At 47.8% G+C, this 14568-nt stretch carries 12 protein-coding genes; 9 read left to right on the top strand and 3 right to left on the bottom strand.

The annotated features are described in order from the left end of the window. Nucleotides 1-7: 7 nt before the first annotated feature. The 9 genes from H7F15_RS03455 to H7F15_RS03415 all read left to right on the top strand — a co-directional run bounded on the left by H7F15_RS03455 (nt 8) and on the right by H7F15_RS03415 (nt 9302). Complete coding sequence (locus H7F15_RS03455) at nt 8-880, top strand: metal ABC transporter permease (protein WP_185195569.1); 873 nt, start codon at nt 8-10, stop codon at nt 878-880. 65 nt (nt 881-945) lie between these two features. Next, the gene (locus tag H7F15_RS03450; protein WP_185195568.1) at nt 946-1479 is read left to right on the top strand and encodes a DUF255 domain-containing protein; all 534 of its coding nucleotides are present in this window, start codon (nt 946-948) and stop codon (nt 1477-1479) included. A gap of 856 nt (nt 1480-2335) precedes the next feature. Continuing rightward, nucleotides 2336-3715, top strand: a complete 1380-nt coding sequence (gene mnmE / locus H7F15_RS03445; protein WP_185195567.1) for a tRNA uridine-5-carboxymethylaminomethyl(34) synthesis GTPase MnmE — start codon at nt 2336-2338, stop codon at nt 3713-3715. A gap of 108 nt (nt 3716-3823) precedes the next feature. Next, nucleotides 3824-4948, top strand: coding sequence for an MBL fold metallo-hydrolase (locus tag H7F15_RS03440; protein ID WP_185195566.1), 1125 nt, complete (start codon nt 3824-3826; stop codon nt 4946-4948). 63 nt (nt 4949-5011) lie between these two features. After that, nucleotides 5012-5971: an HNH endonuclease gene (locus H7F15_RS03435; RefSeq protein WP_185195565.1), complete on the top strand. Its 960-nt coding sequence runs from the start codon at nt 5012-5014 to the stop codon at nt 5969-5971. A gap of 194 nt (nt 5972-6165) precedes the next feature. Next, the gene (locus tag H7F15_RS03430) at nt 6166-6492 is read left to right on the top strand and encodes a hypothetical protein (RefSeq protein ID WP_185195564.1); all 327 of its coding nucleotides are present in this window, start codon (nt 6166-6168) and stop codon (nt 6490-6492) included. A gap of 437 nt (nt 6493-6929) precedes the next feature. Continuing rightward, entirely contained in the window at nt 6930-7397 is a 468-nt protein-coding gene (locus H7F15_RS03425) for a MaoC family dehydratase (protein ID WP_185195563.1), read from the top strand. Between the two features lie 65 nt (nt 7398-7462). Continuing rightward, nucleotides 7463-7792, top strand: coding sequence for a hypothetical protein (locus H7F15_RS03420; RefSeq protein WP_185195562.1), 330 nt, complete (start codon nt 7463-7465; stop codon nt 7790-7792). A gap of 223 nt (nt 7793-8015) precedes the next feature. Beyond that, a complete protein-coding gene (locus H7F15_RS03415) occupies nt 8016-9302 on the top strand; it encodes a citrate synthase (protein ID WP_185195561.1) in 1287 nt (428 codons plus the stop codon). An 823-nt stretch (nt 9303-10125) separates the two neighbouring features. On the opposite strand, the gene H7F15_RS03410 is transcribed toward H7F15_RS03415, so the two are convergent. From H7F15_RS03410 to H7F15_RS03400, 3 genes are all read right to left on the bottom strand, one after another. Further along, nucleotides 10126-12051, bottom strand: a complete 1926-nt coding sequence (locus H7F15_RS03410) for an OmpA family protein (protein ID WP_185195560.1) — start codon at nt 12049-12051, stop codon at nt 10126-10128. A 6-nt stretch (nt 12052-12057) separates the two neighbouring features. Continuing rightward, nucleotides 12058-12711 carry a 7-carboxy-7-deazaguanine synthase QueE gene (locus H7F15_RS03405; RefSeq protein WP_255481063.1) on the bottom strand — a complete coding sequence of 218 codons (654 nt, stop codon included), beginning with the start codon at nt 12709-12711 and terminating at the stop codon, nt 12058-12060. A 946-nt stretch (nt 12712-13657) separates the two neighbouring features. After that, a complete protein-coding gene (locus H7F15_RS03400; protein ID WP_185195558.1) occupies nt 13658-14539 on the bottom strand; it encodes a bifunctional 5,10-methylenetetrahydrofolate dehydrogenase/5,10-methenyltetrahydrofolate cyclohydrolase in 882 nt (293 codons plus the stop codon). Nucleotides 14540-14568 lie beyond the last annotated feature (29 nt).

Here is a 14568-nt window from a genome sequence, read left to right as displayed (position 1 = left end):
ATTAACCTTGAATGCATTCTGGATCATATTGACGGGCTCTTTGGTGGCAACCTGCTGTAGTTTGCTGGGGTGCTACCTTATCCTTCGGCGAATGGCGATGGTGGGCGATGCTATCTCGCATGCGGTGCTGCCGGGCATTGTTATCGCTTTCCTTTTCACCGGCTCCCGCGATTCGTTACCCATGATCATCGGCGCCGGATTGTTAGGTGTGATCACCACGTTCCTGATCGAATTCTTTCACAGGTACGCCCGCGTGCAGGCCGATGCATCTATCGGTATTACGTTTACCTGGCTTTTTGCCATCGGCATCATCCTTATCTCTGTTTTTGCCGGGCAGATAGACCTTGACCAGGATTGTGTGCTGTACGGCGAAATTGCCTACGTGCCGCTGGACCTCTGGATCACTGAAAACAACCTGAGCTACGGCCCCCGCACCGTCTGGACACTGGGATTTGTAACTATACTGATCGTTGCCTTTATAGCGTTAGGTTATAAAGAACTGTTTTTAACGGCTTTTGATCCGGGGTATGCAGCAGCCATCGGTATCTCAACCACCGTGTGGTATTACCTGCTCATGACGGCGGTATCGCTCACAACAGTAGCTTCGTTCGAGTCGGTAGGGGCAATTCTGGTGGTAGCGTTTCTGGTTGGTCCGCCAGCTACGGCCTATTTGCTTACCGATGATTTTAAAAAGATGCTGTTCCTGTCGGTGATATGCGGGGTTGTGGCGGTGGTGATCGGGTATTACCTGGCCTACTGGCTCGATGGCTCGATAGCAGGTGCTGTTGCAGCGGTTACGGGATTTAATTTTGCATTGGCTTTCCTGTTTTCGCCAACGCACGGGCAGTTCTTTAAAAGACGGAAAGCTATCCCGGTGTAGCATTTTTGCTGCCTACGAAACTGTTTCGGCCTTTACATTGTGATACAGATAAACCTATTCCTGAAATGAAGAGAAGTAGTTACGCATGGATAGCGCTGCTGGTGCTTATAGCTGGTATCTCCGCGTTTAAGATGGCTGACACAAAAGCCCCCAAAGCCGAAGGCATAAAATGGATGACCCTCGCGGAAGCTGAAGCCAAAACAAAGAAAGAGCCCCGCAAGATATTTATTGATGTGTACACCGACTGGTGCGGCTGGTGCAAGAAAATGGACAAAGACACCTTCTCTGATCCGGAAATAGCAGCTTATGTGAACAAGAACTTTTATGCGGTTAAGCTGGATGCCGAAGGAAAAGACCCCATTACGGTTGGCGGCCGCACCTTTAACTATAACCCCGAATACAAATCGCATGAATTGGCGGTTGCCCTGTTGAACGGACAAATGAGTTACCCCACCACCGTGTACCTCGACGAAAAACTGAACATGCTCTCTCCCGTTCCCGGCTACCTCGACAAAAAGACCTTCACCAAGATCATCCGCTACTTCGGCGAGAACTTCCACAAAACCATGACCTGGCAGGAATACGAGAAGCAAAAGTAAAACACCTCATCCCGGCCTAGCCTGCCCCTAAGAACAAGGGAAGGAGTTTTTCTGAATCAGGATTTACAGGATTAAAGGATTATCAGGATTGGTGATGTGGCTATAGTTTAAGTTATAGTTTCATAGTTACGGTTAGTCATCCCCTGCCCCTTCAAAGGGGGACTTTTTCTGTCTTTGCTATAGTTGCAGCTATAGTTCTTTAGTTGCCGTGGTCCAACCACCCCTAACCCCTCCTTATCTAAGGAGGGGAGCTTGAACTGCTGCCATTTCATAGACTATAGTGCTATAGTCTCAGTCCATGTGGCGGAGAGGTCGCGACCTGTCCCTACAGAATTACTAACACGAGTAAGTAACCGATCTGCTCCTACCAAAAGCAAGTGCAGCAACTATAGTTAGAGCAGTAGCTATCGAATGTGATCTCAGTCTTTGGGTTGAGCGCCTTTGACTTGTTGCGGTGCCGTCAGGCAATCCGAGCGCAGCGAGGATAGCAAGAAGGCAGCAGCGCGATGCCCGAAGACGGGGCCTCCCGGCCCGGGAGGGAGCCAAAGTAACTATAGAACTATAGGTAAGTAGAGCTCCCAGGATTGGTAGAAACTATAGAACAACGGCTTGTTTCCAGCAGTAGGCAAAGTCAACTATAGCAGGATAACTTATCGAACTATAGGACACATAAGATGACTAACAGCTACGCTCGACATGACAAAGTAGGAACTATAGTCAGAGACAGATGTCTCACATTGTTCAAAATGACAATGGTTCAACCTAACAAGTCATCCTCCACAAAAGTAACTATAGATCAAATCCAAACTACATCAGCAGATAAATGTTAAATTTGTAATCTGATAAAAAAACTGATTTGAACCCGCACCTACTTACCAACGATACCATTGTAGCCGTAGCCACTGCTGCCGGCGCCGGCGCCATTGCCGTCATACGTCTTTCCGGACCTGAGGCCGTTACTATAACCCAGCGTGTTTTTAAAGGCAAGAACCTGGAAGAGCAGCCATCCCATACCATCCATTTCGGTACCATCCGCGACGAAGGCAAGATTGTGGATGAAGTGCTGGTGTCACTGTTTAAGGCGCCCCACTCCTATACCAAAGAGAACGTGGTAGAGATTTCGTGCCATGGCTCTGACTATATTGTGCAGCAGATCGTGAAGCTACTCCTGAAGCAGGGTGCCCGACTGGCCAATGCCGGCGAATTTACCAAACGGGCTTTTCTGAACGGGCAATTCGACCTGGCGCAGGCGGAGGCGGTAGCTGATCTGATCGCATCGGACTCGGCTTTGTCGCATGAGGTGGCTATGAAGCAGATGCGTGGCGGGTTTTCGCAGGAAATTAAAAAGCTGCGGGCTGAGCTCGTGCATTTTGCCTCGATGATAGAGCTGGAGCTGGACTTTGGCGAAGAAGACGTGGAATTTGCAGACCGCGACCAGCTGCGCAACCTGATCCTGAACATACAGCGCATCATCCGCGAACTGCTGAAATCGTTTGAGCTGGGCAACGTGATCAAGAACGGCGTGCCTACGGTTATAGTGGGCAAACCCAATGCCGGCAAATCAACCCTGCTCAACCAATTACTGAACGAGGAAAAAGCCATTGTATCGGATGTGCCGGGCACTACGCGCGACTTTATTGAGGATGAGATCAACCTGCACGGCATAACGTTCCGCTTTATTGATACGGCCGGCCTGCGCGAAACCACCGACAAAGTAGAAGCTATTGGCGTGGAGCGTACCATGCAGAAGCTCAGCCAGTCGTCGCTGATCGTATACCTGTTTGATATTACCACCACTACCCCCGGGGAAGTGCAGGACGAATTGGAGAAGCTCAATCCGAAAAAACTCCCGATACTGCCTGTGGCCAATAAAATAGACGAAGCTTCGCCGGCTGTGCTTTCCGCTTTCGACAGCCTGGAAGGGCTGGTGAAGATCTCGGCTGCCGAAGGAGCAAACATGGACGTGCTGAAGGAGGCCCTGGTAGAGAAAGTGAACCTGGGCAAGCTGAATACCCAGCAGCAAACTATAGTTACCAACCTTCGCCACGTCGACAGCCTGAATAAAACCTACACTGCTTTGGATGATGTGCTCAACGGCCTGGCCCTCGGCATGAGCGGCGACCTAGTAGCAGCCGACATCCGCAGAGCCCTTTATAGTTTAGGCGAGATAACAGGCGAGATCACCACCGACGACCTGCTGGACAATATCTTTACAAAATTCTGCATCGGTAAGTAGGCCACTAACTTCTTAACAAACTATAGCCAGCCTATTCCTTACGGCTACCGCATTAGCGGCATGGCAAGGTTATTTTAAAAAGACAGGTAATTCCTGTGATCTGAACGGATGAAGAAAACGGTTAAAGTTATAGTTTCCGGGCTTGCATTTTTTGTGCTGTTGGCTACAGTGGCAGGCTGTTCTATTTTAAAGCTGTCGCCGCAATTTGGTGCCGAGGCAGAAGGCGCGCGTTTACAGGCCATGCAGCAATCGCCCAACTATAAAGATGGGCAGTTCCAGAACCCGGTAGAAACGAACATGGACATCGGTTTTATGGGTTACATGAAGCTGCTCCGGACCCGGCTCTTCGGCGAATCGGATAACCAGTTACCTCAAAAACCTATACCTGTCAGGGCCATTAACCCGAAGCGCTTCAACAACACACAGGACACGGCAACTATAGTTACCTGGCTGGGGCATTCGGCTTTTATAGTAGAGATAGATGGTAAACGCCTGTTGCTGGACCCCATGATGGGCGATATTGCTTCGCCATTTAGTTTTATTGGCCCCGAGCGTTTCTCGGCTTTGCCAATTACTGCCGAGGAGCTGCCACCGCTGGATGCTGTTCTGATCTCGCATGACCATTACGACCACCTGGACTATGGTTCGATTATAATACTGAACGAAAAGACCGGCCACTTTTTTGTAGCCCTGGGCGTAGGAGCGCATCTGCAGCGCTGGGGCGTGCCTGCCGAAAAAATAACCGAGATGGACTGGTGGCAGGAAGTAAACTATAAAGGCCTGATCTTAGCAGCAACGCCATCGCGCCACTTTTCAGGCCGCGGCCTCTCCGACCGCATGCAAACTCTCTGGACTTCGTGGGCAATTCTGGGAAAAGAGAAGCGCATCTTCTTCAGCGGCGACTCCGGCTATTTTGATGGCTTTAAAGCGATCGGCGAAAAATATGGCCCCTTTGATATTACCCTGATGGAATGCGGCCAGTACAACGAACTATGGCCCAACATACACATGATGCCCGAGCAAACCGTACAAGCCCACCTCGACCTAAAAGGCAAGCTGCTCATGCCTATTCACTGGGGAGCCTTCGCCTTAGCCATGCACTCCTGGACCGACCCGATAGAACGCGTAACCGCCGAAGCAACAAAGCTAAATGTACCAATGACCACACCGATGATCGGGCAATCTATAGTTTTAGGAAAGAAAGCGCCGGTTAAGCGTTGGTGGAGAGAGTAATTTTAAGCAGACTATGATTGTACTGTGTGAGATTTACTATCTTACTTTAAAATCATAAAAACAATGGCTAACATTTCTACCACACTCAAACTATACCTGAAAAAGTTTACCAGACTACGACAGGGAGTAACGAAGTATGGTAAAGCTCCACACAAACCAATTTTGCTACTTACCTTAATTGATCTGTTTGAGAACAGTGAAGTAAAGGAAAACAGAATTTACATAACTCCTGAATTGGTTGGCTTGTTTAAAGAAACTTTCTCTCTTCTTGTAAGGACGGCTCACAAATCTGAATTCTCACTTCCTTTTTATCATTTATCAGGAGAAGGTTTTTGGGCTGTAAATACTAAGAGCGGAACTAAGTTAAACTTACATATCAAAAGTATAAGCACACTTGATGAAATTGTTGATTATGCTTATTTCACTGATGATCTGTATTTGTTACTTATAGATCAAGAGTGTCGAAACATTTTGAAAACGGCTTTACTCGACCACTACTTTTCAGAAACCAAAACTGATTACTTAAAAGTAAAACAAGGAGGCTACATCCGGAATCTTCAAAGTTATCTGCTGAATGAATCAACCGTTGAATACAAGATAAATTCAGCGGAAACAGATGAAGAAGAGCAGTTTATACGCGGCGGATTATTTAAAAAGCTAGTGCCTCAGGTTTATAATCATACATGCAGTATGTCAGGAATGAGGTTAGTTTCAAGTCATGGTTTTTCAATGATTGATGCCTGTCATATCGTACCTTTCAGTTTGAGTAAAGATGATAAAATTACCAATGGTCTAGCACTCTGCCCTAATTTGCATCGTGCCTTCGACAGAGGCCTGATTACAGTTGATGTTAATTTGAAAGTTTTGGTTTCTGATACTTTAGCAGAAGATACCGCAAATAACTATGCGCTCCACCACTTAAAGGGCAAGCCCTTAAATTTACCATTCGGAGCAAAACACTACCCAGCCTCTGCCAATTTAGCCTGGCACAGAGAAAATGTTTTTAAAGGTAGATACCGTTAATCAATTGCCAGTTCTATAACAAGATATGCTACCGAACCGATAAGTAGTAAAGCAAGTGCAATGTTTGGAGTCATACACAATTAAAATTTAGATCAATAAAAAACCACAAATTACACTCTTATTAACTAACTGGTTTCCAAAATGTTTAGCAAAAAAAGCTGGTTATAATAAAGTGTAATCATTACCTCCACCCCATGACAAAACAAGACCGCTATACCCCAACTGTAAAGCAAACTTTCAACGCCTACCTGGATGGCATTATTTCCGGCGAGGAGTTACTGATAAAGCTGCGTGAAATAGAAATGCAGCTGATGTCGGATAACGATACCGATGACGAAGAACTTGATTTTACTTCCGGCAAAGGACTATGGATACGCTTTTTTGAAGGCGATGCCGACGGGCTCACCCTACCCGAAATAGAAAAGGACCTGCGCAACCCCGACCACCCGAACTATAAGATTTTACGCCACGGCATAGCCATTGGTCTGGCAAATGACGAACTGGAAGTCTATTTTGAATAAGTTGGCTGCAGCACATGTGTGGCAGTTTTACCAGTTTCCGTTTGCAGGTAAATTGAAACGACTTATAACTATAAATTTCGTATCTTTAGCTAAACTATAAATCAAAACTCCCATGGCAAAGTCACAGGACGCAAAAAAAGAAGCGAAGAAAAAGCCTGCTAAAACCGATAAGGAAAAGAAAGCAGCCAAACTGGAAAAGAAAAAGAACAGCTACGATTAAGCCACGCCGCTTAACCAACTTGTACAGCATACAACACATCAGGCAAAAGCAGCTTACGTTATAGTTGGCTGCTTTTGTTTTTATAAGGCTGCTGGCCACAGCGGTAATTTCTGAGCACACGGCTACAGCCAACTATAGATTTAGCCCTATATTTACAGGAAATTACGCGGCAGGCAATACCGGCAGCCTGCTTAAACCGACACAACAAACAACCTATATGAGCAAATTATTCATCAACAGCCTGGCGGAACTAACGCAGTACGAAGGCCAGGAAATGGGCGTATCGGAGTGGCACACCATTACACAGGAGCAGATAACCAAATTTGCCGACGCCACCCTGGACCACCAGTGGATACACCTGGATGCAGAGCGGGCCAGAACAGAAACACCCTTTGGCGCAACTATAGCCCATGGTTACCTGACCGTGTCGCTACTCCCCTACCTGTGGCACCAGATCGTGGAGATCGGCAACCTGAAAATGCAGGTAAACTATGAGATCGAAAACCTGCGGTTTAACCAGGCAGTAACCGTAAACAGCGAAGTGCGCCTGCGTGCTAAAATGCTCTCGGTAAAAGACCTGCGCGGCATTGCCAAAACACGTATCGAAGTAACCCTTGAAATAAACGGCAGCAAAAAACCAGCGTATACCGGCATCATCACATTCCTGTATCATTTTAACGCCTGAGCTATAGTTTAACCGGCTTTACAGCCACCACCCAACAGAACTACCACAACCGGAGTATACCAACTATGGAGCAAGAAAACCTGAACGAGTGGAACGAGGAGCGCTACCGCGAACTGAACAGTTATTTCCGGGTGCGGATACAGGTGCTTGTGGATTCGGACCCGTACATCCGCGACATGGTGCAACAGGGCAAAAGCCTGCAACTGAACGACCTGATCAGCCAGTTATCGGAAGATGACCAGGAACTATGGCACGAGTTTATCCGGCTGGATGCTATAAAGCTGCACCACGACATGCAGAACCACCTGGAGGGCCGCGGCACACCTTATAATCCACGCGACGGTTTCAGCAGTACCACCGACGACGATGATGAAGATGTACCGCCCGTGTGGTAAGCACCTGGGGCGCAGCAAAACGGGTTTACCTCAGAATTATAATTGCTCAGGATTAAAAACTTTTTGGCGCTTTGCCGTTTATACCATAGGCTATAGTTGATAAGGTGTTATTATATTATAAAATACAGATATTAAGAACTGGTCTGATTTCATTTTAATACATTTTTGCATAATTTCGCCTTATTAAAAGAGACACAACAACGGACATAAACTAATCGAAACAATGTCAGATTTCGCTGAAATTATTTTAGAGGGTAAATCCTATAAAATGCCTATTGTAGTAGGTACCGAAGACGAAAAAGCAATTGATATAAACAACCTGCGTGCCGAGAGCGGCTACATTACGCTGGACTCAGGTTATAAAAATACGGGCGCTACCGAAAGTGCTATCACGTTTCTGGATGGTGAAGAAGGTATTCTGCGTTACAGAGGCTACCCGATCGAACAGCTGGCAGAGAACTCAAACTTTATAGAAGTAGCGTATCTGCTGATCTACGGCAAACTGCCAACCGCCCAGGAACTGGATGATTTCAGCAACTCTATTAAAATGCATACCCTTGTAAACGAGGATATGCGCAAGATACTGGATGGTTTCCCGTCTGCAGCTCACCCAATGGGTATTCTGTCTGCCCTGGTTAGCTCGCTTACCGCTTTCTATCCGGAGTCGCTTAACCCGAACCAGAGCACCGAAGAACTTAACCTGTCGATCATCCGCCTGATGGCTAAAATGCCAACAATAGCAGCCTGGTCATACAAGAATTCTATCGGGCATCCGGTTAACTACCCTAAGAACAAGCTGGACTACTGCTCCAACTTCCTGCACATGATGTTTGCCTACCCTACCGAAGATTATGAGATCAACCCGGTAGTTGTAGATGCCCTGAACAAACTGCTGATCCTGCACGCTGACCACGAGCAAAACTGCTCTACATCAACTGTGCGTCTGGTAGGTTCAGCTAACGCAAGCCTTTACTCTTCTGTATCTGCAGGTATTTCTGCACTGTGGGGCCCGCTGCATGGTGGCGCTAACCAGGCTGTGATCGAGATGCTGGAAGAAATTAAAGCAGATGGCGGCGACTCTAAGAAATTCATCGAGAAAGCAAAAGACAAGAACGATCCGTTCCGTCTGATGGGCTTCGGTCACCGTGTGTACAAAAACTTTGACCCACGCGCGAAGATCATCAAAAAAGCAGCTGATGAAGTACTGACTGCCCTTGGCGTGAAAGACCCGATCCTGGACATTGCCAAAGAGCTGGAAGAAGCAGCCCTTACTGATCAGTATTTCGTGGAGCGTAAACTATACCCTAACGTAGACTTCTACTCAGGTATCATCTACCGCGCCCTTGGCATCCCGACAGATATGTTCACTGTGATGTTTGCCCTTGGTCGTCTGCCAGGCTGGATCGCACAGTGGAAAGAAATGCGTGAGCAGAAAGAGCCGATCGGCCGTCCGCGCCAGGTTTACACCGGCGAAACAGAGCGCAACTACGTGCCAATGAACAAGAGATAACCGTATCTGATACAAATAGGGAGGCTGGTCTGAAAAGATCAGCCTTTTTTGTTTTAAGCGGGATTTGGCATAAGCTATAGTTTCAGCTATTGTTCTATAGTTGCGGTTGGTCCAACCACCCCTGCCCCTCCTTATCTAAGGAGGGGAACTCTGAATTTGCCATCCCTAAACTATAGTTCTATAGTTACAGCCTGTGAACAGGACAGGTTTACCTGTCCCTTCGGAACTATAGTCACGAGTAAAACCGATCTGCTCTACCCAAGAGCAAGTACAGAAACTATAGCAATAGCCTAGCTATCGAATTGATCTCAGTCTTTGGGTTGAGCGCCTTGTAGATTTCCGGTGCCGAAAGGCATTGCGAGGTACGAGCAAAGGGAATGTACACCGCGCGATGCCCGAAGACGGGGCATCCGGGCCCAGGAGGGAGCCAAACAAACTATAAAACGATGGGTGATTAGAGCTCCCAGGATTAGAGGAAACTATAGTACAACGGCTTGTTCCCAGCAGTAGGCAAAGGCAACTATAGAACTATAGCTTATTGAACTATAGTCTGAGATAGATTTCTCGCTACACTCGAAATGACAAATATGGATTATTGGATCCATAAGATGTCTCGACTGCGCTCGACATGACAAAGAAATAACTATAGCTTAACAAACTATAGCCAGCGTTCTTGGTAAACCTATCCTTGTCGGGATAGCTTAATCAGGAGACTAAACACTGCACTAAGTTACGAACAGGATACCCACGCCAGCAGCAAAACGTAGAACAGAAACTATAGCTAACTATAAAACAATTTGGAACACAGCAGAAGCCTCAGACTTTACAAAATCTGCATCTCAATCCTTCTATTAAACTGGCGGTTCTCTTCAGAAGTGTTGGGCTTGACTGGCTTTGTCTCCCCGAAGCCTTTGTAACGGATACGATTAGACGCAATACCATGCGCAACTAGATAATCTGTTACTGCTTTCGCCCGCTTTTCAGACAGGACCTGGTTGGCAGCATCAGAACCTACGTCGTCGGTATGGCCGGTAATCTCTATTTTAACATCCTTGTTCTGGCGCATAAAGCTGATGAGTTTATTCAGCTCCGTCTCAGACTTTTTCTCCAGGTTGTACTTGGCACTCGGGAAAAACAGATTATTTAGCACGACAGCTGCACCGGTTTTAATGGGTTTCAGGTAAACATCCAGTGCCACCGGCGACAGGTTCTGACGGGAAGTATAGTCGAAGCTGAGGCTGTTCATTAAAAACTGTGGCGCGTTTACAAATAGGGCATATTGTTTTCCCTCGGTCAGCACAACAGTATACTCGCCACTCACTTTATCCGACTGTACCTGCTGCACCAGCGAGTCGGCCACAACATCGTATAGTTGCACGGTGGCGCCCAGCGGCTGTTTTGTATCGGCGTGATATACGCGGCCCTGCGCATAGGTGCTTTTACCTTTAGCCTTCCAGACAGGCGGCACATCCAGCGCAAAAAGCTGCACGGTTGAGGCACCGGCATCGGTTACCATGCTGCGGGCATAAAAGCCAAGCTTGTTATCCGGCGTAATATAAAGGGAGCTCTCGTCGGCGTGTGTATTTAATGGGTAGCCCAGGTTTTCGGGTTGCTGCCATTGCTGCTTACCAGCCAGATCCGTTTTAAAAACATCCAGCCCACCCAAGCCCTGGTGCCCATCACTCACAAAATAAAGTGTAGCGCCACTCACGTGTATAAACGGCGCCAGGTCGCGGCCTTTGGAGTTTACTGGCTCGCCTAAGTTGCGCGGGGCCAGCCAAGTACCATCCTCGTTACGGGTTGTAACCCAGATATCCTCACGGCCAACGCCTCCACCGCGCACCGAACTGAAATACAACGTACGCCCATCGGCAGAAAGGCTCGGCTGCGACTCCCAGGCTTTTGAGTTAACGGTGTTGCCCATGTTCTGGGGTTTGCTCCATTCGTTGCCGGTGCGGTAAGATATGTACAGGTCGCAGTCTCCGAAGCTGTCGGGGCGGCTGCAGGAGGTAAACACTAATGTTTTACCGTCTCCGGAAATAGTAGCGGCGCCCTCGTTGGCTGGGGTATTTATAGTTTCAGAGATAGAGACCGGCGCCTGCCATTCATCTGCTTTGTTTTCACTGATCAGAATATTCTCATCATCGTCAGGGCGATGGCCTTTGCGGGCTGTAAAGATCAGGTACTTCTGGTCGGCAGTGGTGGATGGGAAATACTGCAACGGATTTTTGTTGATGCTTGCGGGCAGCTGCACCGAGGTAAACTCCACCGGATTCTGCATCGCTTTCACGGCATAATCGGCGGTCGCTAACTGGTCCTGCACATAGGCTACCTGCTTTGCGTTGCGGGGCTTCGCTTTCAGGAAAGCATCGTAATTTGTTTTGGCCTCCTGGTAATCGCCCCTATCGAAATACAGTTCTGCCAGGTCGAAGTAATAGTTGGCAAAGGCCGGGTTGTAGGGCATCAGCTTCAGTCCCTGCTGCAGTTGTTCGAAAGCAGCCCCTTTGTTGCCCATCATCTTGTTCAGGTTAGAGGCCTTCAAGTATGCTTCTGCAAAATTCGGATCTTTTTCTACGGCCTGCGCCAGTAACTCCAGTGCCTTCCCGAAATCTCTGGTACGGGCGTATTGGTCGGCTTTGAGGTACAGGTTTTCAGCTTTTTTAGAGCTGGTGGATAAGTTTTGCTGCTGGGCAACTACCGTTACAGAAACTATAAAACTCAGAAAAAGAGCGAGCAGGTTTTTAAGCATAGCTTGTTAAGGAATGTCCATGTATTTGTGCGTCTGCAACGACACACGCCACTGCGGATTTGATTTCACGTATTCTACTATGAGCGGCATTAATTGGTTGGCTTTGCTCCACTCCGGCTGCAGATAAAGTTTGGTTTTTGGCCCAACTTTAGCCGCGTGCTCTTCCGCCCACGTAAAATCGCTCTTGTTAAAGATAATAACTTTCAGCTCATCCGCATGCGGGTACACCGAATCGTGTGGAGCTTTAAACTTTTTAGGCGACAAACAGATCCAGTCCCAGTAGCCGCTCAAGGGGTAAGCGCCCGAGGTCTCGATCATGGTGCGCATGCCCTGTTCCTGCAGCTGGCTGGTGAGCGGGTTCAGGTTATACAGCAAGGGCTCTCCGCCCGTTACCACCACCGTCTTGCCCGGAAAAGGAGCAGCGGTTTCAACGATCGTTTCTACGGGTGTAAGCGGGTGTAATTCAGCGTCCCAGCTTTCTTTCACATCGCACCAGTGGCAACCTACGTCGCAGCCGCCCAGGCGTATAAAGTAAGCTGCTGTTCCTGTATTGCCTCCTTCGCCCTGTATGGTATAAAATGCTTCCATCAGCGGTAACTGGCTGCCATCTTTCGGCACCTGGTGTATAGAAGCGGTTTTGTATGTCTTTGTTGATTCCAATGTACTCTCTAACTTTAGCATCGCAACTATAGCCGATGCTCTTTCTTTTAAATTGCTATCTGCAACTACCGCAGAACTTGCAAAGGTAGCTAAAATTGCAACATGGTTTACAGTCCCTTCTGTTCCGTTGCTTGTGGTAATTGCTGTTGTTTGTTTGTGGTTTGAGGTATGTGAGGCCTGTAATTCTTACACTATAGTCATCCCGAGCATTCCTGAGACGTGAGTCGAAAAGAGCCAGCGTAGCTGTGAGGGATCGTATATGTCAAATAACCCACTATTGTCATTTCGAACAACGTGAGAAATCTATCTCAAACTATAGTTGATGCTCAAAAGCTATCCTCCTATAGTTGGCTTTGCCTACTGCTGGAACCAAGCCGTTGTTCAATAGTTTCCTCTAATCCTGGGAGCTTTAATAGCCTATAGTTTTATAGTTTGCTTGTCTCCCTCCCGGGCCGGGAGGCCCCGTCTTCGGGCATCGCGCGGTGTACATTTCCTTTGCTCCTACCGTCGCAATGCCTTGCGGCACCGGAAATCTACAAGGCGCTCAACCCAAAGACTGATATCAATTCGATAGCTGCTGTTTTGGCTATAGTTTGCTTAATATCTCTTGGTTGTAGCAGACCGGTTTTTCTCGTGGTTGTAAATCCGCAGGGACAGGTAAACCTGTCCTTTCTACTGCTGTAACTATAGAACTATAGTTGAACCTATAGCAGTATCAGAGTTCCCCTCCTTAGATAAGGAGGGGCAGGGGTGGTTGGACGACCAACCGCGACTATGAAACTACAGCCATTCCAACTATAACAATATCTCCAATCCTGAAAATCCTTTAATCCTGTAAATCCTGATTCAGACAAAACTTACTCTGCTGCTATTAAAAACTTGGTTTAAGTAAAAAGCCCTGTTGTGTTTCGCACAACAGGGCTTGAATTACCTGTAAAGCTATAGTTTAAACGTACACTTCCTGTTTGGCGGCGCGCAGGGTATTTTTCAGCAACATGGCAATCGTTAACGGGCCAACCCCACCTGGTACTGGTGTAATATAGCTGCACTTCGGAGCCACATTTTCAAAATCCACGTCGCCACGCAAACGGTAACCTGATTTACGGGATGCATCCGGAACGCGGGTTGTACCCACATCAATTACAACGGCACCTTCTTTTACCATGTCGGCTGTCAGCAGACCGGGCTGGCCAACGGCTATAATAATAATGTCTGCCTGGCGGGTATGATAGCCAAGGTCTACGGTATTGCGGTGACACAGGGTAACAGTTGCATTGCCGGGGTAGCCACCTTTCGCCATCAGGATGCTCATCGGCGTGCCCACAATATTGCTTCGACCGATTACAACACAATGCCGGCCGTTGGTCTCAATGTTATAGCGCTCCAGCAGCTGCAAAATACCATAAGGCGTGGCAGGAAGATAGGATGGCAGGTTTACGACCATACGGCCCACATTTATCGGGTGGAAACCGTCCACGTCTTTCCGAGGGTCAATGGCTTCGAGCACTTTCTGGGCGTTTATGTGGCGTGGCAGTGGCAGCTGCACTATAAATCCGTCTACTACATCGCTTTCGTTCAGTTCCTGTATTTTAGCCAGCAGTTCTTCTTCGGTCACATCGTCTTCGTAGCGGATCAGGGAAGAGCCAAAGCCTACGCGCTCGCAGGCCAGCACTTTGTTGGTAACGTAGGTTACAGAACCGCCATCATTACCTACCAGTATGGCCGCCAGGTGTGGCACCTTGCCGCCGTGTGCTTTTATCTCAGCTACTTCCGCAGCAATTTCTTCTTGTATCGCTTCCGATGTTCTCTTACCGTCGAGCAGGATCATAGTTTATGTGAATTATGAATGTTGAATTA

It is taken from the genome of Pontibacter sp. Tf4, assembly GCF_014212495.1.
Lineage (GTDB): Bacteria > Bacteroidota > Bacteroidia > Cytophagales > Hymenobacteraceae > Pontibacter.
This window is presented reverse-complemented; position numbering and strand designations above follow the sequence as displayed.

Excerpts from the sequence above, each read along its gene's own strand:
- H7F15_RS03415 (WP_185195561.1), top strand. The coding sequence starts at position 8,016 with ATGTCAGATTTCGCTGAAATTATTTTAGAGGGTAAATCCTATAAAATG.
- H7F15_RS03435 (WP_185195565.1), top strand. The coding sequence starts at position 5,012 with ATGGCTAACATTTCTACCACACTCAAACTATACCTGAAAAAGTTTACC.
- H7F15_RS03450 (WP_185195568.1), top strand. The coding sequence starts at position 946 with ATGAAGAGAAGTAGTTACGCATGGATAGCGCTGCTGGTGCTTATAGCT.
- H7F15_RS03420 (WP_185195562.1), top strand. The coding sequence starts at position 7,463 with ATGGAGCAAGAAAACCTGAACGAGTGGAACGAGGAGCGCTACCGCGAA.
- H7F15_RS03430 (WP_185195564.1), top strand. The coding sequence starts at position 6,166 with ATGACAAAACAAGACCGCTATACCCCAACTGTAAAGCAAACTTTCAAC.
- H7F15_RS03425 (WP_185195563.1), top strand. The coding sequence starts at position 6,930 with ATGAGCAAATTATTCATCAACAGCCTGGCGGAACTAACGCAGTACGAA.
- H7F15_RS03400 (WP_185195558.1), bottom strand. The coding sequence starts at position 14,539 with ATGATCCTGCTCGACGGTAAGAGAACATCGGAAGCGATACAAGAAGAA.
- H7F15_RS03410 (WP_185195560.1), bottom strand. The coding sequence starts at position 12,051 with ATGCTTAAAAACCTGCTCGCTCTTTTTCTGAGTTTTATAGTTTCTGTA.
- H7F15_RS03440 (WP_185195566.1), top strand. The coding sequence starts at position 3,824 with ATGAAGAAAACGGTTAAAGTTATAGTTTCCGGGCTTGCATTTTTTGTG.